This window comes from Paenibacillus sp. FSL H7-0690 (genome assembly GCF_037980415.1).
GTDB lineage: Bacteria > Bacillota > Bacilli > Paenibacillales > Paenibacillaceae > Paenibacillus_AQ > Paenibacillus_AQ odorifer.
On record NZ_CP150281.1, the window covers coordinates 1936322 to 1957834 of the forward strand.

Sequence of the window (21513 nt, forward strand, 5' to 3'; positions counted from 1 at the left end):
AGTCCAAGCATAGTGAAAATGTGACAATTATGTAGACATCATAACTTAAAATTTAAGTAAGCGCTTTGATGAAATGTGAAAACTATGTGAACAGGCAGACTGTTCAAACTTTGTCGTAAATTGCAAAAAAATGATGAAAATATAACTAAAATTTATTATAATGAAAGCTATTACATTAACGTATAAAAGTAGGGGATACATATTACAAGTATTAATGATGCGCTAAGTACGGAGGTTTGGCACCGTAGAATCTTACAAGGCTATTGGATGGTAGTCATTCTTTTATTAATCTCACAGTTGCTGTTTTTGTCGAATATTGACCGACTCCAAATAAAAACAACCATGGATACGAATCTATGGCATTTATTTATAGCCTGTAATTTACTAATTGTGTTCCTTATGATTACTGCGGAGCTGTGGCTGCGTTATAGTAAACAGTCCCCTAAATATGGGGTGGTTAGCTGCGGGTTTTTAGTGTCCTATCTTATGTATTTTGTATTAGAGCCTTTTGTTGACGGTGCTCAGATGACACTTATGATGCCGATTATGGTTGCTCTTATTTATTTTGATCGTAAGCTCCTGTACATAATGGGGTTATTTAGTATTGTGTTTTATGCCGGGGTATATTTTGGGTTGGAACGGCCATTCCTACATAAACCGCTGCTTGAATTCTTGATGGTAGAGTGTGTATTTTTGGTATTTGTGCTGATGGCTATTGCAGTAATTATTCGTGCTCGTGAAGCGCGTATTAATTTAGAAAGATTAACCAAGGCGGGCCAAGATCTAATGGTGGAGAGGGCTATTTCGGATAAGCTGCTGAAGATAGACGCACTCACTGGACTCTATAATCATAAAACCTTTCATGAATATTTGGATTCATTATTGGAGCAATGTGAAAGCAACAACCTTCAGCTACAGCTGGCTCTTTTCGATATTGATAACTTCAAGCAAGTGAATGATACCTACGGACACAGGGTTGGAGATCTTGTACTTAAGGTGATAGCGGACAAGGTAGGCGGCATGATTGAGTTAAATGATTTTGCGGCTAGGTATGGCGGGGAAGAGTTCGCTGTGATTTTTACAGATAAAAGTTTCTCGGAGTCCTATGAAGCAGTAGAGAAATTACGGAAAAATATTGCTCAAATTGAACATTTGCAGGCTGGTAACAAGCCGATCACCGTGAGCATTGGAATTTGTGATTATCAGCTTGGGGATGGAAAAGAGCTTCTCTTTCGTAAAACAGACAAAGCGCTCTATACCGCTAAAAAGCAAGGCAAGAACAGAGTGGTCAACTGTGCGGAGAGTCATAAAGAGGAGATTGTGTCTTTTGCATAAAAACAACACAGAACCCCTTATTGCCGGAGAAGAACCGGAATAGGGGGTTCTGTGTTGCGAAGAGCTTTTGTTACTTAGCGGCCTCAAATGGAGTGGATACCGGCAGAAACAGGTCGATAATCCCAATGACAAGAGCTGCTAAGATGGCACCCAGAATGGATACGCTGACTCCGCTGACTACGAATTGAGCGACCCAGATTACTACCGCGCTGACAATAAAGCCGACGATACCACGACCGAAAGGCGTTGCTTTTTTGCCGAAGATTCCTTCGACTACCCAGCCGAGTAGCGCAATCACCAGTGCAAGGATTAAAGCGCTCCAGAACCCACCAACCGTGAACTGTGGAACAATCCAGCCAACAACCATCAGAACAAGCGCTGCGACCACAAAACGACCAACATGACTTAAGAAATTCACTGTACTAACCTCCTTTGGCCCATGCTAAGGATATGTGCAGTTCTTATTGTGACCTTATTACGTGATTCTATGCTTAAAAATAAGACCCAAATAGCGAAATTGACCTGAATTCTGTATAATGGAAACATCTATGAAGGGAGCTGTGACTGTAATTGGACGACAAAATTTTGCATACGCTTGAATATCGCAAGATTTTAAATAAATTAATGCAATATACGCAAACCCCCATGGGAAGATTGGCTGCGGAGCAGCTAAGGCCCTCCGGCGATTTCGAAGGTGTGAAGAAGCTGCTTCAAGCCACGGATGAAGCGGCTAATGTGGATCGCCTGAAGGGCATTCCTTCGTTCGGCGGGGTAAGCGATATTCGAGCTGCACTAAAACGTGCTTCTATCGGCGGAATGCTGGGAACAACTGAGCTGCTGGCCGTTGGAAATACCATTGGCGGCGCACGCAGAGTCAAACGTTTCCTGGCAGCTATGCATGAGGAAGAAAAGATTGAGCTCCTGTTCTCACTGAGCGACGTTTTATCGGAGCAAAAACATGTGGAAGATGCCATCCGTTTATGTATAGACGAGAATGCTGATGTACTTGATACAGCTAGTTCTGAGCTGGCTAACATTCGCCGTGAATTGCGCGGAGGAGAGACCAGAATTCGTGAGAAGCTGGATTCGATGATTCGTTCGTCTTCTGTAGCGAAAATGCTGCAGGATCAGCTGGTGACCATTCGTGGTGATCGGTTTGTTATTCCCGTAAAAGCGGAGTACCGTGCCCATTTCGGTGGTATCGTACATGATCAGTCTGGATCAGGAGCGACTTTATTTATCGAGCCAGAGTCTATTGTGGCGATGAATAATAAACTCCGTGAAACACGGCTGCGTGAGGAACGGGAAATCGAGATCATTTTACACAGGCTGACGGCACTTGTAGCCGACATTGCGGAAGAAATGACCTACGATATTGATATTCTGGGAGAACTGGACTTCATCTTCTCCAAGGCGCGTCTTGCTCGTGATATGAAGGCTACTCAGCCGCGTATGAATGACCGCGGTTATCTTAAGCTGCGCAAAGGGCGGCATCCGCTTATTCCAGCGGAGCATGTGGTTCCTTTGGACGTGGAGCTGGGCAATCAATACAGCTCAATTATCGTAACCGGACCGAATACCGGTGGTAAGACCGTTACCCTCAAAACCATCGGCTTGTTGAGCTTAATGTCGATGTCCGGCTTGTTTATTCCAGCAGAGGAAGGCAGCCAGATGTGTGTGTTTGATGCCATTTATGCTGATATTGGCGATGAACAGAGCATTGAGCAAAGTCTGAGTACCTTCTCTAGTCATATGACTAATATTATCTCCATTCTGCGTAGAATGACTCCTAAGAGCCTTATTCTGCTTGATGAGGTGGGGGCTGGAACCGACCCGGCAGAAGGCTCTGCGCTGGCAATTGCCATTCTGGAGCATATTCACCGGATCGAATGCCGGATGGTCGCAACAACACATTATAGCGAACTGAAAGCATACGCTTATGAGCGTAAGGGAGTCATCAATGCCAGTATGGAATTTGATGTTCAGACCCTTAGCCCAACCTATCGCTTATTGATCGGCGTACCCGGACGAAGCAACGCCTTTGCGATTGCCGAGCGTCTAGGCCTGCCTCATGCGATTCTGGAGCATGCCCGCGGCGAAGTGAAGGAAGAAGATCTGCGCGTGGAGCATATGATTGCTTCTCTCGAAGAGAATCGGCTGGGAGCGGAACAGGAGCATGAACGTGCAGAGGGCATCCGCCGCGAAGTGGAGGAGCTGCGCAGCAGACAACAGCAAGAGCTTGAGAAGCTGGAAAGCCAGCGTGAGAAACGCCTCGAGAAGGCTGAGAAGGACGCCAGCGCGATCCTGGACAAAGCGCGTAAGGAAGCTGAGGAAATTATCAGTGATTTGCGCCGCTTGGCTATGGAAGAAGGAGCTTCAGTTAAAGAGCATAAGCTGATTGAAGCGCGGCGACGTCTGGATGAAGCTGAGCCATCACCGCGCAAGAAGGCTGTTACCCGCAAGACTACCAAGGCTCCACGTACAATTGGTCCTGGAGATGAAGTGAAAGTCGACAGCTTGAACCAAAAGGGCTTTGTGGTGGAGCTAAGCGGTACTAAAGAGGCGCTGGTGCAGTTTGGCATTATGAAGATGAAGGTAAGGCTGGATGATTTGGAATTGCTCTCCTCGAAAGCAACAGCTGCGCCAACGGCCCTTCGCCATGCGACAACCGTCAAACGTTCCCGTGATGAGAACATTCGCAGTGAACTGGATTTGCGCGGGACTAACCTGGAGGAAGCTATCATGGAGACAGATCGTTTTATCGATGAAGCCTTTTTAGGTAATCTGGGTCAGATCGCCATCATTCATGGTAAAGGAACGGGTGTGCTGCGCACAGGAATTCAGGAATATTTGCGTAAGCACAAGCATGTGAAGAGTTATCGGCTCGGGAATTATAACGAAGGCGGCGCGGGCGTAACTGTGGCTGAGCTGCAATAGCGGGATTTCCCGGCAGAAAGAAGGGGAAAGCGTGCAAGAAGATATTGATCTTTTGCTGGGTCATCCGCTAGGTGCCTTGCTTGGCTACTTTGCAGTGGCGATTCTTGGGCTGGTTGTATTTCTGTCTTTTTTTGAAATGGTAACGAAATATAATTGCTGGGAAGAAATTCGTAAGGGAAACCTGGCAGTGGCAATGGCCACAGGCGGCAAAATCTTCGGAATTTGCAACGTACTGCGTTTCAGTATTGAAGCAGGTGTTTCAATTTACGAGACAATGAAGTGGTCCGTCGTCGGTTTTTTGCTGCTGCTGCTTGCCTATTTTTTATTTGAATTTCTGACCCCTGTATTCTCTATTGACGAGGAGATCGCTGCGGATAACCGTGCTGTTGGACTTATTGCCATGCTGATCTCGGTATCGTTGTCTTATGTAATAGGTGCGGCTATTTTTTAAATCCGTCCTTATAAGGACACCCTGCAAAGGATTATGGATCTGGACAAGCTTTGAATTGAGCAGTCCCACTCTTTGTGGGGTATCTTAGGAGGAAATCATGAAGATTCTCACCCGAGTTCTGTTTCTGTCAGCGATTGCTTTTATAGCAGCCGGTATTATTTATTTAATGATGAATTAAATTTAAAAGTGAAAGTATGAAGGAGATTATAAAGATGGAAACAACTGTATGCCCTTGGTGTCATACTGAAATTGTATGGGACGAGGAATTTGGACCTGAGGAGAATTGTCCTCACTGTAACAATGAGCTTAGCGGATACCGTACGGTCACTGTTGGGATTGACGGCATCGAAGAAGAAGAAGTAGAGGAAGTCGTAGAGGAACCCAAACAAGAGGTTGTTAATGACGATGATCTTTGGGGAGAGCCTGATAAAGACAGCGTAGTTCCAATCTATAATACGCTTAATCAATTCGGCGATGATTATGACTTGAACAAGTACGAAGAGAGTGTCTCAGCTATTCTGGCCATTCAGGAGGAAGCTCCGGAATGTACTCAATGCCATGAACTTACGATCCTTGCGGGTAAGCAGCCTGTGAGCAGCTTTGAGCCGTCTGCTCCAGCTACACTAGGTAAGTCGGTATTAACCGCTCCATTCTCACTCAATGTTTACGTATGTCCTTCCTGCTTCCATGTTCAGCACAGTCTGGCACAGGAAGATCGGATTCAGCTCGTACGCAATTTGAGCAACGCTCAGGCGTAAGAAGTAAGTATATAAAAAAAGGGGCGGTCCCATAAGCTAATAGCTGCTGGGGCGTGCCCCTTCTTTTTTTGGACCTTACTTGACCGTTGACCGTTGTCGGAAGCGTGCGTATATGTAATCACTGTGGATGCGCATAGTAACCCGCTAACGGACACAGCCGGCCTTAATCGCACCATTATCCGATATTTGGAATGCTATCGGACTCCAGTGCAGCTATTGGCTTGAAAAACGCCTATATATGGGCCTCTTTCCAAGGATAGCATCACTGGAGTCCGAAACCTTGCTTTAAAAGCTAAAAACATGTAAATAACGTCAACTGTGTCCGTAAGCTCCATGGGATGATGGATTTACGATTGTAGCAGGCAATTTAATAAAAAGCGGGGTTGTCCCAAAAGCAGTGAAGCGGCTGGGAGGGCCAGCCCCGTTTTTATTTTCTACAAAAATCAGTTCTGTTTCATCACGTCCAAACTCTTAGAAGGAGAGGGTTTGGCTGACCGGGTGAGTGAGAATAAATCTAACTCAGGCCGATGTTTGCCGGCAATCGTATCCGTTAACAACTCCGCAGCGATCATACTGTACACCGTCCCATTGCCTCCGTAGCCCTCGATGAAGTAACAGTGAGGGAACTTTGGATGTGGGCCGATATATGGAAGCCCATCACGAGTAGAACCGAACACAGCACCCCAAGAGTACTCCAGCTCAATGCCTTTAATTTCTGGAAATAAGGCTTCAAGCTCTTCGAGCAATTTTTGACCTTGAGAAATCACTCGGACCTCACGACGTTCGGGGTCTGTCAGCTGCTCATCCTTACCTCCTGCAATAATCCTGCCTTCAGGGGTTGTCCGAAAATATAAATAAGGGCGGGCTGTCTCCCACAGCAGGCTACGCTCATGCCACTTTGGAAAATCCTTTAGAGGTTTGGTCATCACTGCATACGTGTTGATCAGCTCAGCGCCCCGGTCTTTTTTGAATTCCTGTGTTTCATAACCCATTGCAAAAATAACATCCTTGGCAATAATCCGGCCACTTTCTGTATGGCAAATCACGCCATCCTCAGTAAACTCATAATGTTTCGCTTCGCTCTGTTCAAAGACGCGTACGCCATTCGACGCTGCCTTGGCGATTAGGCTGTGCACCGTTCGATAAGGATTCGCTTCGGCATCCCCGCGTGAATAAAGTCCTGCTGGTTTTGAAAAAGAGTACAGAGCTGCAATCTTATCCTCTTCCCAAAATTCAGAATCGAAGCCATTAGCCACGAGATTCTCATATTCTTCCCGCAATGCAGGTACATCCGCAGGAGTGCTGGCATACAAAAGACTGCTGCGAGGAATGATCTGCGGATCGATATCGAGCTTGTCCGGCAGGTCCAGAATGTTCCTTACCCCAGCCTGGCATAACTGATAAAAGAGCAAACCGTTCTTTTGCCCAAAGGTGTTCATGCATGAGGTTAACGATTTATCGTTGGAAATCTGCAGGAGTCCAGTGTTAGCATGCGAGCTGCCGCTGCCGACCCGTCTTTTTTCGATCAGAACAGCATCCGCTCCACTTAAGGACAAGCGATAGGCGGCCATTGCCCCACCCATTCCGGCGCCTACAACCAGGCAATCACAATGAATAGTACCTTCTAGAGAGGGGTAAGTTGGAGGGTTCTGTAAAGTGCTTGACCAAGGTGTATTTCCACTATTTAAATTCATGAATTGTTCGCTCCTTCATTCGTGCCGTGATTTAGTATTGGCGGCATTTTATCGTCTCATTCGCGGTATGTTCTTATTTCTGTCATAACTCTCTAGTGCCTTTCGGCAAATAAATCGCGGGCATAGGCGGCATACTAAAGCCTGTATGAATCAACTACAAGGAGGGACTACAACAAATGCAATCAACGCAAATGCAAGCGCTAAGTGGTAAGGAATTGGAGTATATCGCTGACTCCATCTCTAATGAGGACTTGCTTCTCAAGCAATGTGCAGCAACGGCTGCGACAACACAGAATCAACAAGTTCGCCAAATTTGTATGCAGCATATGCAAAATCACACCAAACACATGACTGAGCTCACTCAGTTAATCCAACAACATCAACAATACGCGCCAACAAGCCCACAATAATTGCAATATTAATTCTAGGGAGGTTATTTAATGAACGCGCAAAATACTGGGGCATTTATGCCGGATGAGGATTTACTAAACACCATTTTGTGTGATTTGAAGCGGACCGTACGCGAATATGCTACAGCTGCTACAGAATCAGCATGTCCAGCCGTTCGTAGGGTTTTTAACACTATGACCATGGACACTTTGCAACTCCAAGGTGATTTATACACGCATATGTCTCAACTGAATATGTATCCTGCACCTGCAAAAGCATTGCGCCAAGATGTGGACAAGCAGCTTCAAACCGCACAGCAAATGCAACAGCAAACAGGGCAATTTGTTCAACAAAAAACCGGGCAATTTGGCGCATACGCTCAGAATGCTCATATCCCGGCTAACGGACAACATCAGCCTTCTCATTTAATGTAACCATGATGGTTGGCGAATGAAGCAAATCGCTTCATGAGTGTGGAGATAACGCCCGTTTTTACTGGTTAAATCCGGTAGAACGGGCGTTTTTTCTATTTTTTTGTGTATGTTCTATGTAAACTCTGCCTTTCATGGAAGCTCCTATGGGGTTATTTTGTTTGCAGAGATGCACATTTCATGTCATATTAGTATTAAACTCTTTTCGCGGGGCGACGCATTAATAGCGTACCGTCATTGGCGAACTATCCGGAGGGAAGGCATGAAGGAAATGAACGAGCTTAAGAGGAAAGTGCTGGAACTGCTTAAGGAAGACGCGAGAAGATCTACTGCACTCTTAGCAACGCTGCTTGGCGCGGAAGAAGAAGATGTGAAGACTGCGATTGAGCAGTTGGAGAAAGATCATGTCATTGTAAAATATGCCGCCGTTGTAAACTGGGATAAAGTGGACGATGAGAAGGTAACCGCACTGATTGAGGTGCAGATTACGCCTGAACGAGGGCGTGGTTTTGAAGGGATTGCCGAGCGAATCTACCTGTATCCACAGGTCAAATCAGTTTATCTGATGTCTGGTGCTTATGATCTTCTGGTGGAAGTGGAAGGCCGGAATTTACGTGAAGTGGCCAATTTTGTATCTGAGAAGCTGTCTCCAATTGATTCAGTACTTTCAACCAAAACGAATTTTACCCTTAAAAAATACAAACAGGACGGGATCATCTTCGAAGAGCATGAGGAAGACAACCGTCTGATGATCTCTCCATAAAGGAAGTAATCATATGATCACGAATAAATCGCAGCTAACTGGAGAAGACAGCAAATCAATGGATTCTTATTTGGCCCCGTTGGTACAGCAAATTCAACCTTCGGGTATCCGCAAGTTTTTTGATCTGGCTGCAGGCAGTAAGGATATCATCTCTTTGGGAGTTGGAGAGCCTGACTTCAAGACCCCCTGGCATGTCAGAGAGGCTTGTGTCTATTCGCTGGAAAGAGGATTTACAGGGTATACATCCAATGCAGGAATGCCTGAACTGCGAGAAGGGATCGCGAATTACTTGCACAGCCGTTTTGCTGTGGAATATGATCCTGCCAATCAAATTATAGCAACCGTTGGCGGAAGCGAGGCCATCGATTTGGCACTACGTGCGCTGATTTCACCGGGGGATGAAATTCTGATTCCTGAGCCTTGTTATATCTCTTATTCGCCGATCACCGCGATTGGTGGAGGAATACCTGTAGGTATTGAAACGGTTGGTGAGAATAACTTTAAACTTACTGCGGAAAGCTTGGAAGCCAAAATCACTCCGCGCTCCAAGGTTCTGATTTTGTGTTACCCTAGTAACCCTACGGGAAGTGTAATGACCCGAGAAGATTGGGAGCCGATTGCTAAGGTAGTAGAGAAACATGATCTTATAGTGATTTCAGATGAGATTTATGCAGAATTGTCTTATGGCATTAATCACGTCAGCTTTGCCTCTTTACCAGGCATGATAGACCGTACGATTCTGGTTAGCGGCTTCTCCAAAGCTTTTGCAATGACCGGATGGCGGATGGGGTATGCTTGTGGTCACCCGGATCTTATCGCTGCAATGCTTAAGATTCATCAGTATACTGTGATGTGTGCTCCTTCTATGGGACAGGTGGCTGCACTTGAAGCGCTGACCAATGGGATGGAAGAGAAGGACCGGATGGTGGATTCCTATAACCAACGGCGGAGGTTGATCGTCAAGGGCCTACGCGATGCAGGGCTGGAGTGCCATGAGCCGCAGGGCGCCTTCTACGCTTTTCCAAGCGTGCGCAAGACAGGGCTGACTTCTGATCAATTTGCTCAGCGGCTTTTGCTTGAATACAAGGTTGCAGCTGTGCCTGGAAGTGTCTTTGGATTAGGTGGAGAAGGCTACTTACGCTGTTCTTACGCCACATCAGTATCCCAACTGAACGAAGCAGTAGAACGCATTGGTGCTTTTGTCACAAAGCTTACACGTGAGAGAACGGATTAGTGAAAATTGAACTATAGCCGATCATACAATCCTATGGTATTATTTTACTTTGAGAGTAATTAGCCCCTATAATAGAACTTACAAGGATCCATTTACTCTGGAACTAAGCGTTGCTTTGAAGTTGCTTTATTTAACTTTTATGCTCTTTTGCAGCACGCGCTCAATAATACTTTTGGGAGGGATGATTGTGCTTAGCGCCGATTATTACTTACCTTCCTATGGTGGGAAATGTTTCTCTGGAAATGGGAAAATACCCCCCAAGGGTGATGCTTCTGCTCGCATACTCTCTCTGGAAGATGAAATTAGAATACTCCGCAGCAAGATGGAGCAGCTTTTCCTGCAGGAAAAATCATTCACTTCGGATAATGTGATTGAAATTAGCAGTTTATTGGACCTCAAAATAAATGAGTACATGAAGGGGCGTCCAGCTGGAAAATAGTGCTGCTGAATGCTCTTGAGAGGACCCTAGGGTCCTCTTTTTGTTGTGCACTCTTACTAATGATGGTGTTTTTGTGTATACTCTTAATTTGCTATCTTTATTGCCTTCCTTATAGCAGAAAGCTTAAACTATCAGTATATGTTTTTTAAGAATGGATAGGAGGCTTAAACCATGGCGATTTATACACGTACGGGTGATGCAGGTCAGACCTCAGTGATTGGCGGCCGGGTCGACAAGGATGATGTCCGCGTCGAGGCCTACGGAACGATCGATGAGCTGAATTGTTTTGTAGGGCAAGCACGAAGCCTGATGGAAAGTGATAATTTCGACGATGTCCGCGAGCAATTGCTCGAAATACAGCATGAGCTGTTTGATTGCGGCACGGATTTAGCATTTGTTAGACTTGCTGATGGTGGTCAATATATGGTGACAAGTGAGATGGCTCAGCGGCTGGAAGGCTGGATAGATACTCTACAAGAGGAGAATCCGCCACTTGAGAAATTTATCCTGCCAGGAGGGAGTCAGCTGGCTTCGGTTCTACATGTATGCCGCACGGTTTGCCGTCGTGCAGAACGCCGGGCGGTTACCTTAGGGCGAACTGCGGACATTAACCCAGAAGCGGTGATTTATCTCAATCGATTGTCGGATTATTTTTTTGCTTTGGCTAGAACGGCTAATACACGGTCAGGGATTACTGATGTAGAATACATCCGCAGTAAAAAGGTGTTCCGAGACTAATATGACAAGCTATTATTCACCCATTACTTATATCATACCGCCTGAAGAGGATGACTTCCTGCTGAAGACCATCCTGCACAAACGGATGGATGTCTCACGCAAGCTGCTCTCTCGCCTGAAGCAGACGGAGCAAGGCATTACATTAAACGGTGAACGTGTATACATTAGTGTGCATGTAAAGGCAGGAGATACCGTGCAGATTCGCATGGAAACGGAGACTTCGGATGATATTTTGCCGCAGCCGATTCCATTTGAGATTTTATTTGAAGATGAACATCTGCTAGTGGTTAACAAGGCAGCGGGAATTATAGTTCATCCCACACATGGACATTACACCGACACGCTTGCCAATGGTGTGGTTTATTATTGGGCACAGAAGAATGAACGCTTCCGTTTCCGGCCTGTTCACCGTCTGGATCAGGAGACCTCCGGTGTGTTAGTGATCGCCAAAAATCCTTACAGCCATCAGCATATTTCCGAGCAGATGATCGCCGGTACTGTGGATAAGCGTTACGCTGCATTTGTTCACGGGGTTCCTGCGGAGTTATCCGGCGATATCGACGGCAATATCGATCGTGATCCTGAGGAGCCACATCGGCGTATCGTGACACCGGATGGATATCCTTCCCTAACCCGATATGAGGTTAAGCAGGTGTATTCAGCTGGCTCTAGAGTTGAACTAAAGCTGGAGAGTGGGCGTACGCATCAGATTCGGGTCCATATGACCTCAATCGGCTGTCCGCTGATTGGGGACAGCATGTACCGTCATGAGCTGTACAATCTACCAGAATTGACTTCAACTCAAAGCGAGCAATTGGAGACCGTTGCAGCACTCGATGCTTCCATACCGCGTCAGGCACTGCACGCAGTGCGTCTGACGTTCAAGCACCCGGTGCTTCTGCAAGAAATGATTTTCGAAGCCCCGTTGCCACCTGACATGGCAGCCTTGGAGAAAATATTGGAGCAAGGTCCGACAGTGGATTTGTGATAAAATTATGATTCAGGCGATAGAGTGGCGAAGGGGAGGATTGGAACTGTAGGAGCGATAGCGACCGCCTTTGTCTGCGGATTTCAAACGTGTTTAACGGTAAAATTGAAGAAATCTGTAGACAACAGCAGCCGGAAGTTCAAACCTTCCCCGTAGTTACGATATTATTAGCCGATTATTAAAGGAGCACAGCATGAGCAAATTAAAAGTATATCAATATCCTAAATGCAGCACCTGCCGCAGCGCAGTGAAATGGTTGCAGGGACAAGGTCATGAGCTGGAGCTTCAGCACATCGCAGAGCAGCCACCTACGGTGGACGAGCTGCGTGAGCTGCTCGCGAACAGCGGCCTTGAGCTGAAAAAGTTTTTTAATACAAGCGGTGAAGTTTATAAATCATTAGGTCTGAAGGACAAGCTTCCCCAGCTTACGGAACAGGAGAAGTTAGAGCTGCTCTCAAGCCACGGGATGCTGATCAAACGCCCGATTGTCACCGATGGAGTTAAAGTTACGGTGGGATTCAAAGAAGACCAATATGCCGATACTTGGGCTAATGTTTAATATCAATACAACGATCAAGGGAGAGGTTTATAAGTGAGAACAGATACAACGGGCCGGGTAATGCTTGTAGATGGAATGGCTCTGCTGTTCCGGGCCTTTTATGCGACCTCTTATGGAGGATATATTCGCAAGACAAAGGAAGGTTTACCGACGAATGCGGTATATGGATTTTTGCAGTATTTTTTTGATGCAGTAAGTACGTTTGAGCCTTCTCATGTCGTATGCTGCTGGGATATGGGTAAAGGAACGTTCCGTACCGAGAAATATGATGGATACAAATCCAACCGGATCGAAGCTCCGCTGGAATTAATTCCGCAATTTGATCTAGTAAAAGAAGTAGTGGCTGAGCTAGGTGTGCCAAACATCGGTCTTGCCGGCTATGAAGCAGATGATTGCATTGGTACGCTAGCATCCTGTTACAGCGATAATTCTGAGGTTTACATTCTGACGGGTGACCATGATATGCTGCAGCTTATTGATGAGAATGTTAAGGTCGTCATTATGAAAAAAGGACGCTCCAACTATAAAGTTTATGACCTTGCAGAATTGCTTGAGGATAAAGGTCTAACCCCTAGACAGGTTATTGACCTGAAGGGCTTTATGGGCGATACAAGTGATAATTACCCTGGTGTAAAAGGGATTGGTGAGAAAACCGCGCTGAAGCTGTTAACGGAATACGGTACAGTTGAAGGTGTAATTGAGAATCTTCACTTGCTCCCTAAAGGTGTGCGGTCCAAAATTGAAGGCGACCTTGATATGCTGCATCTATCAAGAGAGCTGGCTGAAATCCGTTGTGATGTGCCTGTGGTCTGTGAGCTGGCGGAAGCTTTATGGCAATTACAACGGGAAACAGCCGCGCGTAAATTTCAAGAACTGGAATTTGGCAGCCTGATGCATTTGATCGCTGAGGTGCAGGACGAACGGGGAATTGTACAGATTGAGTTAGGTGATCTGGGTTAAGGAGAGTCTCCCTTCATGCAAAAAAGCATGAAGGGAGTTTTATTATTGTGATAGCGCTTCATCCAACGTATAATAAGGGCTGTTGATTGTTTTATTTTATATTAATTTTTATTTTCAAACTGGATGGCGGATTATTGCTTAATGGAGAAGGGAGATAGTTGCTATGAAGTTATTGGGAGCGATTGAAGCAGGCGGAACGAAGTTTGTATGCGGAATTGGTTATGAGGACGGTACCATTCTGGACCGAGTTAGCTTTCCGACAACAACACCGGAAGAAACGATGGGACTCGTAATCGACTATTTTAATGGGAAGAATGTAGAAGCTTTTGGTATTGGATCGTTTGGACCGATTGATCCCGTGCTGGACAGCCCTACTTATGGTTACATAACAACGACACCAAAACCTCACTGGGGACAATATAATTTGGTAGGTACAATGGCTGAGCAATTTAACGTGCCGATAGGTTTTGATACGGATGTGAATGGTGCAGCGCTGGCGGAAAGTAAATGGGGAGCGGCTAAAGGTCTGGACAGCTGCCTTTATATTACGGTTGGGACAGGCATTGGAGCGGGAGCAGTAGTTGGAGGTCAGATGGTGCATGGATTGTCTCATCCTGAGATGGGACATATTCTAGTTCGCAGACATCCAGAGGACACGTTTGAGGGCTACTGCCCTTATCATGGCGATTGCCTTGAAGGGTTAGCCGCAGGTCCGGGGATTGGCAAACGCTGGGGACAACCAGCAGGCGAGCTGCCTGTTGACCATCCAGCTTGGGATATGGAAGCTCATTATCTTGCACATGCACTTATGAATTACGTGTTGATTCTGTCTCCCGAAAAAATCGTAATGGGCGGTGGTGTCATGAAGCAAAGCCACTTGTTCCCGCTAATTCGTACCAAGCTGCAGGAGCTGCTGAAGGGTTATGTTCAGCATCCAGCGCTAAATACCGACATCGATAATTATGTTGTGCCACCGCAGCTTGGAGATAACGCAGGACTTGCAGGTGCGATTGGACTGGCAACTTTAGCTTTGGCAAGAAACTAGTATAAAAAGATATTGACTGTTAGGAAATATATGGTATTGTAGGATATAACAGTATAGCATTTAATGAGGGAGCACCTCTTTCACGTTTATCGTGAGAGTGGTGCTTTTTTGCGTTTTCCGAGTCTGACAGTGTGGCATTCACATCAGCGAATAAGTAGCTCAGACCGGTAGGTATAGTGCTTGCTGAAGACTAGAAAGGCAGGGATGAATATGCAAATTGTATTTATGAATCGCTTATCCAGAATATCCGGGGTGGATCAAGAGGTGTTCGCTCAGCTATGGATTGGAGAGGAAGAAGGAGTGTGGAGTCTGGGCTGGCGTGATTTTTCAGGCGGTGAGGAAACACAGGAGCATTTGTGGTACGCGGGTGGTTCATGGAATGAAATGCTTTGTGTTTACAGGCATGAGCTGGCGGTGAAGATGGGGGATGGCTATCGGCCGTTGATTGATGGCGTATTTCATGAAGAAGACGGCCTTACCGGGCGTAATCAGGAGCAGCTAAGGCTGCAATATTACAGTGAATATAATGGGAACGAAGCTATATATGAGGAGTTATGTGCTTGGCGCCGCAGCCTAGCTTCTAGTGAACGGAAAGCCCCTTACATTCTTGCCAGCAATCGTTTGTTACGTTTGATAAGCACTTTCTTGCCGCATACACCAGAGGAGCTGCTGCAGATCCCTGGTGTAGGGGAAGGAAAGGTAGCCCAATATGGCACGGATTGGTTGGCTATAACCTCTACGGCTGCAAGGGAACATTCCTTTCCTTTGAATTGGGTACACCAAGAAATTGAGGAGGATTCTTTTGTATCCTGGCTCTATAAACAGAAAGAGGTCAAATATAAGAAACAGCTAGAAAGACTGCGATTACGGCGAATTCTGCTGCAAGGGATCGAGAATGGGTTAGGGTTAGAACAGCTTAAGGTGAACAGTGGAGTGAACCGTCGCGAACTGATTGAGACGGTAGAGGAGCTGGAAAGAGAAGGTTATTGCGTGGAGAAACTGATCGAGGTAGAACTGAAAAATGTGCCGCAGAATGAGCAGGAGGCGATATGGAATGCCTATGCAGAGGTAGGAGATCTTTTTCTAAAGCCAGTGCTGCATAAGGTGTATGGGGAGGATTTTTCAGCAGCAGAAGGGCTGGATAGCTATTATGAACGTCTGCGGCTGATCCGCATTCGTTTCCGGCGGGAGCAAGCTCCTAAAGTGGGCATGGCGACCAGTTTCTAGTAGCTTTTTATCATATCAAAAAGACGAAGGCTTCCTTACACCATAGGGTTAAAGGGCCTTCGTCTTGCCTATTCGTCCGTTTATTTTCATAGCCATTCTTTCTTGCGGAATACATACAGCATCCCACAGCCTAACGTCAACATTAGACCTATAACGGCAAAATAACCGTATTTCGTATGCAATTCCGGCATATGATCAAAGTTCATCCCATAGATTCCGGTAATTACGGTCAAAGGCATGAATATCGTTGTAATCGCGGTAAATACTCTCATAATTTCATTGGCGCGGTTGGCGATACTGGATTGGTAGGCCTCACGTAAGTTGCCCATGAGATCGCGGTACGTCTCAAAGGTTTCGGATATTTTAACTGCATTTTCATAAATGTCGCTAAAGTATTTCTGCAGCTGATCATCAATCAGACGGAGGTCTTTTTTATTCAGGGTATTGATAACCTCTTTCTGTGGTCCCAGCATCTTCTTTAACCATAAGATCTCACTTCGCAGACCGATAATCTCACTCAGATGAGATTTCTTGGTATGCATTAGGATATCCTCTTCAAGCTTCTCAATCCGGGCTTCAATTCGGTCACCTACGGAGAAATAATTATCTACGACAAGGTCGATAAGCAGGTAAAGGAATTGGTCGGGTTCGCTAACCTCTTGTTCCCATAACATGGGCTTCAGGACGCGTAGCTCGTGAATCTTTTGTTTCGTTACAGTAATAATATAATGTCTGCCCAAGAATATATTGAGCGCCCGCAGGAAGATTTCCTCATCATCAAAGCGGATGCTGTTTACAACAATAAAGTAATGACTTTCGTATATTTCGATCTTTGGACGTTGATCCTCTTCACTAAGGCAATCCTCAACAGCGAGATCATGCAGGTTGAACAGGGGCTGAAGCAGCTCCAAATCCTCCACATCTGCATCAATCCAATAGAACCCTTCTGTTGGGGGTGTCAATGTTTCATCAATTTCATCAATAGGTGTAAAAACCCCTGCATTCACCAGCCGGATTTTCATCTGATTCCACTCCTTCTATCCCCGGGTCTTCACCAGGGACTGCTAATTAAGCACAGAGAAAAAATCAGCTTGGCCGGCGTTACAATCAATACAAGAGGCCGAATGACGATTCGAGGGCATGAAGAAGAACTGCTCCCGCCGCCGGCAAGCTGATGATTATCCTGTGTGGTTGCTCATTCTGTACACTTAATTGCGAGCTCGGGTCGCCTTCCATTCTTCTTCTCACCTCTTCTTTTCGTTCAGGTATGAAATACTTGTCTAGTATAACAACGGAGTATGCCTCTTTCAAGCAAATTTATTGTTACTTTGAGGCTACTTCAGCATTGTATGGACTTGACGAAAAGGAGGTTCATGATTTAAAGTAAATTTTAAAGAAATTTAATTGAATACAGCTAAATCTTATCAAGAGCAGGTGGAGGGACTAGCCCTATGAAACCCGGCAACCGGCGTGTGAACGCACGGTGCTAATTCTTGCGGAACTTTGCTGACGACTAAACCTCGTCCAAAAGTTTCTGGCAGATGAGAGAGGCGCATATGACTGTAGATATGACCTTTCTCGTTTTCCGAGAAAGGTCTTTTTATTGTTCAGAAAGCCGCGATGTGACAACATAACCTAAATACAGTTAAGGAGTGGAAAGACAATGCCAATTAAAATTCCCGACAGTTTACCAGCAAAAGAAATACTATCCGGTGAAAATATTTTTGTGATGGATGATAGTTTGGCTTTCCATCAGGATATCCGTCCACTAAGGATTGCTATTCTGAATCTCATGCCGACTAAAGAAACGACGGAGACTCAATTGCTGCGTTTAATAGGAAATTCACCGCTACAAGTTGACGTTACCTTGCTGCATCCACGCTCACATACTTCTAAGAATACTTCTGCTGAGCATTTGAGAAGCTTTTACAAAACTTTTGACGAGATCAGCCACCGCCGTTTGGATGGTCTTATTGTTACAGGAGCACCCGTAGAGCAAATGGAGTTTGAGGAAGTATCCTATTGGGAAGAGCTAAAAGAGATTTTTGAATGGAGCAAGGATAATGTGACCTCGACCATGCATATCTGTTGGGCGGCGCAGGCAGGGTTGTATCATCATTTTGGTGTTCGTAAAGTAGCTTTGCCTGAAAAATGTTTTGGAGTATTCTCCCATACGATTAATCAAAATAACATTAAATTGCTGCGCGGCTTTGACGAGGTATTCCATGTACCGCATTCCCGTCATACCGATGTCTCCCGCGAAGATATTGAGAGCAATCCAGATCTGCAGATTCTGGCGGAATCCGAAGAAGCTGGTATGTATCTAGTAGCTACGACCGACGGCAAACAAATATTTGTGACCGGACATTCCGAATACGATCCATTATCCTTGAAATGGGAATATGATCGTGATTTGGAGAGGGGCATGGAGATGGCCTTGCCGAAACACTATTTCCCTAAAGATGATCCAGAACGAACACCTCCTGCAGTGTGGCGTGCACATGCCAACTTATTATTCTCTAATTGGCTCAATTACTATGTATATCAAGAGACACCTTACGATATCGACCCGATTGTTTATTAAGATCAGCGCTACATTACAATTTAGGAGGCATTTATCATGGACGACAAACTTAGGATTGAAAGCAGACTGGCACAAATAGGTTCACAAGAAGATCCGGCTACCGGAGCCATTAATTTTCCTATCTATAATGCTACGGCATTCCGTCACCCGAAGCTTGGGCAGAGCACAGGTTTCGATTATAGCCGTACCAAAAGTCCAACCCGTTCCGTACTAGAGAATGCGGCTGCGGAATTGGAGTCTGGTGATGCAGGTTTTGCCTGTAGTTCTGGGATGGCAGCTATTCAAACCATATTTACCCTGTTTGGGCAAGGCGATCACTTGATCGTTTCGCTGGATCTTTACGGCGGGACCTATCGTTTGTTGGAACGAATTATGTCCAAGTTTGGAATCACTGCTTCCTATGTAGATACGAATGATTTGGATGCGCTTGAGGCTTCACGCCTTCCAAATACGAAGGCGATATTTATTGAAACGCCAACGAATCCTTTGATGATGGTTACGGATATTGCAGCAGTAGCTACTTGGGCCCGTCATCATGGGCTGCTCACAATTGTAGACAATACACTGCTGACTCCATTTTTCCAGCGTCCTCTGGAATTAGGTGCAGACATTGTAGTCCATAGTGCTACCAAATATTTGGGCGGACACAATGATGTACTTGCTGGTCTTATTGTATCTAAAGGGGCTGAATTATCCGCTGAAATAGCGATTCTACATAACTCTATTGGCGCTGTGCTTGGGCCAACAGACAGTTATCAGCTGATGAGAGGCATGAAGACACTGGCCCTGCGTATGGAACGGCACGAGAGTAATGCGCTAGCAATTGCCCGCTATCTACAAGGGCATCCGGCGATTGCGGAAGTGTTCCATCCAGGTCTGCCGGATCATCCGGGATATGAAATCCAGAATCGCCAGTCCTCGGGCAATACCGGAATTTTTTCTTTCAAATTAAAAGATGCCAGATACGTAGAACCTCTGCTTCGTCATATCCGGCTTATTGCCTTCGCGGAGAGCCTCGGCGGGGTTGAATCGCTAATGACCTATCCTGCAGTACAGACGCATGCGGATATTCCTGTGGAAATTCGGAATGCGGTGGGTGTAGATGATCGATTGCTGCGCTTCTCGGTCGGTATTGAACATGCGGAGGATCTAATTGCTGATCTTGGTCAAGCTTTAGAGGCTGCGCGGGCGGAAATCGAAACGAAGTAAAAGTAACGGCAACCCAGATCGGCACCGAATGCTGGGAAATATCGAGGATCTATCTCACCGTTGATTTAGAGCTGGTGTTGGACGCAGGATGAAATAGAGCTGTCTCATAAGCCGGGAATTGGCTGCTGGGATAGCTCTTCTTTTTGGACTTTTTGCTATTGGACACAGCTGACCTTAGACACAGCATTATTACACATTTGGAATGTTAACGGACTCCACAGCAGCTATTGCGCTAAAAACCAGCCTTCATGAGTCTCTTGTCAAGGAATAGCGTCGCTGGAGTCCAGAACTATGCTCCAAAGGCTAAATACTAACTAATAACGTCATCTGTGTCCGGCAGCCTCAAGGAATTTTGATTCACCGGGTGCAGGCAGCAATGTAAGGACTCTTTCTGCTGGATGGTATCTTGCTAAGAAAGTAAAAAGTTTTTCAAGCTGTTCAGATTGTGATACGATGAGGAAATGAACTGTTCATTTATTAAAATATAAGGTATAAGTTACATACTGTACTTTATCCTTATGTTACTACGAGAAACGGTTGTTATCTCTAAAGGACGACAACGTTATTTTTCTTGTGATTTTGTGAATCTACCATATCCCTAAGGGTTTAAAAGGAGGATGCGAACGATGAGTGCGATAGATCTTATTTTGGATAAAGCCCTGCGGGGTGACCGTCTCCAATTGGAAGATACCATCCGACTATTCGAGAGCAACGAAATTGAGAAAATGGGTGCTGCTGCAAACACTATTATGGAACGCTGGCATCCGGACCCGTTAGCCACATTTGTAATTGGCCGTAATATTAACTATACGAATGTATGTGATGTGTACTGCCGTTTTTGCGCTTTTTACCGCAGACCAGGCTCGGATGAAGGCTATGTGCTGCCAGATGAGGCGATTTATCAAAAAATTGCTGAAACGATTGCTGTTAATGGTACAGAAATTCTTATGCAAGGTGGAACTAATCCTAACCTTCCATTTAGCTACTATACAGATATACTGCGCGGAATTAAGCAACGTTTCCCTGAAATTACAATGCACTCCTTCTCTCCTGCGGAGATTATGAAGATGAAAGAAGTGTCAGGATTACCACTGGAACAAGTGGTTCGTGAAATTCATGCTGCGGGTCTGGATTCCTTGCCAGGCGGAGGCGCAGAAATTCTTGATGACCGTACACGCCGCAAAATCAGCCGGCTAAAAGGCTCGTGGCGCGAGTGGATGGATGTAATGCAGACAGCACATAAAGTGGGTATGAATACAACAGCAACAATGGTGATTGGGCTTGGAGAAAGTATGGAAGAACGAGCTTTGCACTTACTACGTGTACGTGAGGCTCAGGATGAGTGTATTGCCAACAAATATGATTCTGAAGGTTTCTTGGCCTTTATCTCATGGACATTCCAGCCGGACAATACCAACCTGAAGCTGGACAGACAAACGCCTGAGGAATATCTGAAGACGGTAGCGATCAGCCGCCTTGTGTTGGATAATATTAAGAACTTCCAATCTTCTTGGGTCACTATGGGGCCAGAGGTCGGCAAGCTCTCCTTGCAATATGGCTGCAACGATTTCGGCAGCACAATGATTGAAGAGAACGTAGTATCTTCTGCGGGTGCGACTTATAAGGTAAACATCGAGTCGATTACTCAGCTGATTCGCGAAGCAGGCAAAGTTCCAGCACAGCGGAATACACGTTATGATATTCTGCGGGTGTTCGATGATCCTAATGCGAAGATTGATAATGATTTTGTAATGCAGAACTAATATATATT

General features: G+C 45.6%; 21 protein-coding genes and 1 riboswitch. Of the genes, 18 read left to right on the plus strand and 3 right to left on the minus strand.

The annotated features are described in order from the left end of the window. The first annotated feature begins 267 nt into the window (after positions 1-267). The gene (locus tag MHI32_RS08405) at positions 268-1335 is read left to right on the plus strand and encodes a GGDEF domain-containing protein (RefSeq protein ID WP_076126393.1); all 1068 of its coding nucleotides are present in this window, start codon (positions 268-270) and stop codon (positions 1333-1335) included. A gap of 70 nt (positions 1336-1405) precedes the next feature. Here MHI32_RS08405 and MHI32_RS08410 read toward each other — a convergent pair whose 3' ends face one another. Further along, positions 1406-1753 carry a phage holin family protein gene (locus tag MHI32_RS08410; protein ID WP_036683548.1) on the minus strand — a complete coding sequence of 116 codons (348 nt, stop codon included), beginning with the start codon at positions 1751-1753 and terminating at the stop codon, positions 1406-1408. Between the two features lie 152 nt (positions 1754-1905). Here MHI32_RS08410 and MHI32_RS08415 point away from each other — a divergent pair, with 152 nt between their 5' ends. The 3 genes from MHI32_RS08415 (at position 1906) to MHI32_RS08425 (ending at position 5481) form a co-directional block, all read left to right on the plus strand. After that, a complete protein-coding gene (locus MHI32_RS08415; RefSeq protein WP_076126396.1) occupies positions 1906-4272 on the plus strand; it encodes an endonuclease MutS2 in 2367 nt (788 codons plus the stop codon). Between the two features lie 31 nt (positions 4273-4303). Next, a complete protein-coding gene (locus MHI32_RS08420) occupies positions 4304-4723 on the plus strand; it encodes a DUF350 domain-containing protein (protein WP_036683543.1) in 420 nt (139 codons plus the stop codon). Positions 4724-4935: 212 nt separating this feature from the next. Further along, positions 4936-5481, plus strand: coding sequence for a hypothetical protein (locus tag MHI32_RS08425; protein WP_051491295.1), 546 nt, complete (start codon positions 4936-4938; stop codon positions 5479-5481). A gap of 443 nt (positions 5482-5924) precedes the next feature. On the opposite strand, the gene MHI32_RS08430 is transcribed toward MHI32_RS08425, so the two are convergent. After that, positions 5925-7175 (minus strand): FAD-dependent oxidoreductase, encoded by a 1251-nt coding sequence (locus MHI32_RS08430; protein WP_076126399.1) that lies wholly within the window; start codon positions 7173-7175, stop codon positions 5925-5927. A 176-nt stretch (positions 7176-7351) separates the two neighbouring features. On the opposite strand from MHI32_RS08430, the gene MHI32_RS08435 reads away from it, so the two are divergent. The 11 genes from MHI32_RS08435 (at position 7352) to MHI32_RS08485 (ending at position 15949) form a co-directional block, all read left to right on the plus strand. Then, positions 7352-7585, plus strand: a complete 234-nt coding sequence (locus tag MHI32_RS08435) for a spore coat protein (RefSeq protein WP_036683535.1) — start codon at positions 7352-7354, stop codon at positions 7583-7585. Between the two features lie 30 nt (positions 7586-7615). Continuing rightward, positions 7616-7999: a spore coat protein gene (locus tag MHI32_RS08440; RefSeq protein ID WP_076126401.1), complete on the plus strand. Its 384-nt coding sequence runs from the start codon at positions 7616-7618 to the stop codon at positions 7997-7999. A 259-nt stretch (positions 8000-8258) separates the two neighbouring features. Next, positions 8259-8759, plus strand: coding sequence for an Lrp/AsnC family transcriptional regulator (locus MHI32_RS08445; protein ID WP_036683529.1), 501 nt, complete (start codon positions 8259-8261; stop codon positions 8757-8759). A 13-nt stretch (positions 8760-8772) separates the two neighbouring features. Next, positions 8773-9993, plus strand: a complete 1221-nt coding sequence (locus tag MHI32_RS08450; RefSeq protein WP_036683526.1) for an aminotransferase class I/II-fold pyridoxal phosphate-dependent enzyme — start codon at positions 8773-8775, stop codon at positions 9991-9993. Between the two features lie 250 nt (positions 9994-10243). Beyond that, entirely contained in the window at positions 10244-10432 is a 189-nt protein-coding gene (locus tag MHI32_RS08455; protein WP_232061510.1) for an aspartyl-phosphate phosphatase Spo0E family protein, read from the plus strand. 171 nt (positions 10433-10603) lie between these two features. Next, positions 10604-11170 carry a cob(I)yrinic acid a,c-diamide adenosyltransferase gene (locus MHI32_RS08460; RefSeq protein ID WP_340012159.1) on the plus strand — a complete coding sequence of 189 codons (567 nt, stop codon included), beginning with the start codon at positions 10604-10606 and terminating at the stop codon, positions 11168-11170. A gap of 1 nt (position 11171) precedes the next feature. After that, positions 11172-12158 (plus strand): RluA family pseudouridine synthase, encoded by a 987-nt coding sequence (locus MHI32_RS08465; protein WP_340012160.1) that lies wholly within the window; start codon positions 11172-11174, stop codon positions 12156-12158. Positions 12159-12351: 193 nt separating this feature from the next. Continuing rightward, complete coding sequence (locus MHI32_RS08470) at positions 12352-12717, plus strand: arsenate reductase family protein (RefSeq protein WP_076126405.1); 366 nt, start codon at positions 12352-12354, stop codon at positions 12715-12717. Positions 12718-12777: 60 nt separating this feature from the next. Then, positions 12778-13677 carry a 5'-3' exonuclease H3TH domain-containing protein gene (locus MHI32_RS08475; RefSeq protein WP_076279418.1) on the plus strand — a complete coding sequence of 300 codons (900 nt, stop codon included), beginning with the start codon at positions 12778-12780 and terminating at the stop codon, positions 13675-13677. 163 nt (positions 13678-13840) lie between these two features. Continuing rightward, on the plus strand, positions 13841-14722 hold the full coding sequence (locus MHI32_RS08480) for an ROK family protein (RefSeq protein WP_051491338.1): 882 nt from the start codon (positions 13841-13843) through the stop codon (positions 14720-14722). 210 nt (positions 14723-14932) lie between these two features. Then, the gene (locus MHI32_RS08485) at positions 14933-15949 is read left to right on the plus strand and encodes an HRDC domain-containing protein (RefSeq protein ID WP_076192821.1); all 1017 of its coding nucleotides are present in this window, start codon (positions 14933-14935) and stop codon (positions 15947-15949) included. Between the two features lie 86 nt (positions 15950-16035). On the opposite strand, the gene corA is transcribed toward MHI32_RS08485, so the two are convergent. Continuing rightward, positions 16036-16971, minus strand: a complete 936-nt coding sequence (gene corA / locus MHI32_RS08490; protein ID WP_036684479.1) for a magnesium/cobalt transporter CorA — start codon at positions 16969-16971, stop codon at positions 16036-16038. Between the two features lie 396 nt (positions 16972-17367). Further along, positions 17368-17497, plus strand: a riboswitch (SAM riboswitch). Positions 17498-17612: 115 nt separating this feature from the next. Between corA and metA the strand changes: the two genes are divergently transcribed. The 3 genes from metA (at position 17613) to mqnC (ending at position 21505) form a co-directional block, all read left to right on the plus strand. After that, entirely contained in the window at positions 17613-18533 is a 921-nt protein-coding gene (gene metA, locus MHI32_RS08495; protein ID WP_076126410.1) for a homoserine O-succinyltransferase, read from the plus strand. A 36-nt stretch (positions 18534-18569) separates the two neighbouring features. Further along, a complete protein-coding gene (locus tag MHI32_RS08500) occupies positions 18570-19742 on the plus strand; it encodes a PLP-dependent transferase (RefSeq protein ID WP_076126412.1) in 1173 nt (390 codons plus the stop codon). Between the two features lie 626 nt (positions 19743-20368). Further along, complete coding sequence (gene mqnC, locus MHI32_RS08505; protein ID WP_036684474.1) at positions 20369-21505, plus strand: cyclic dehypoxanthinyl futalosine synthase; 1137 nt, start codon at positions 20369-20371, stop codon at positions 21503-21505. Positions 21506-21513: the final 8 nt, after the last annotated feature.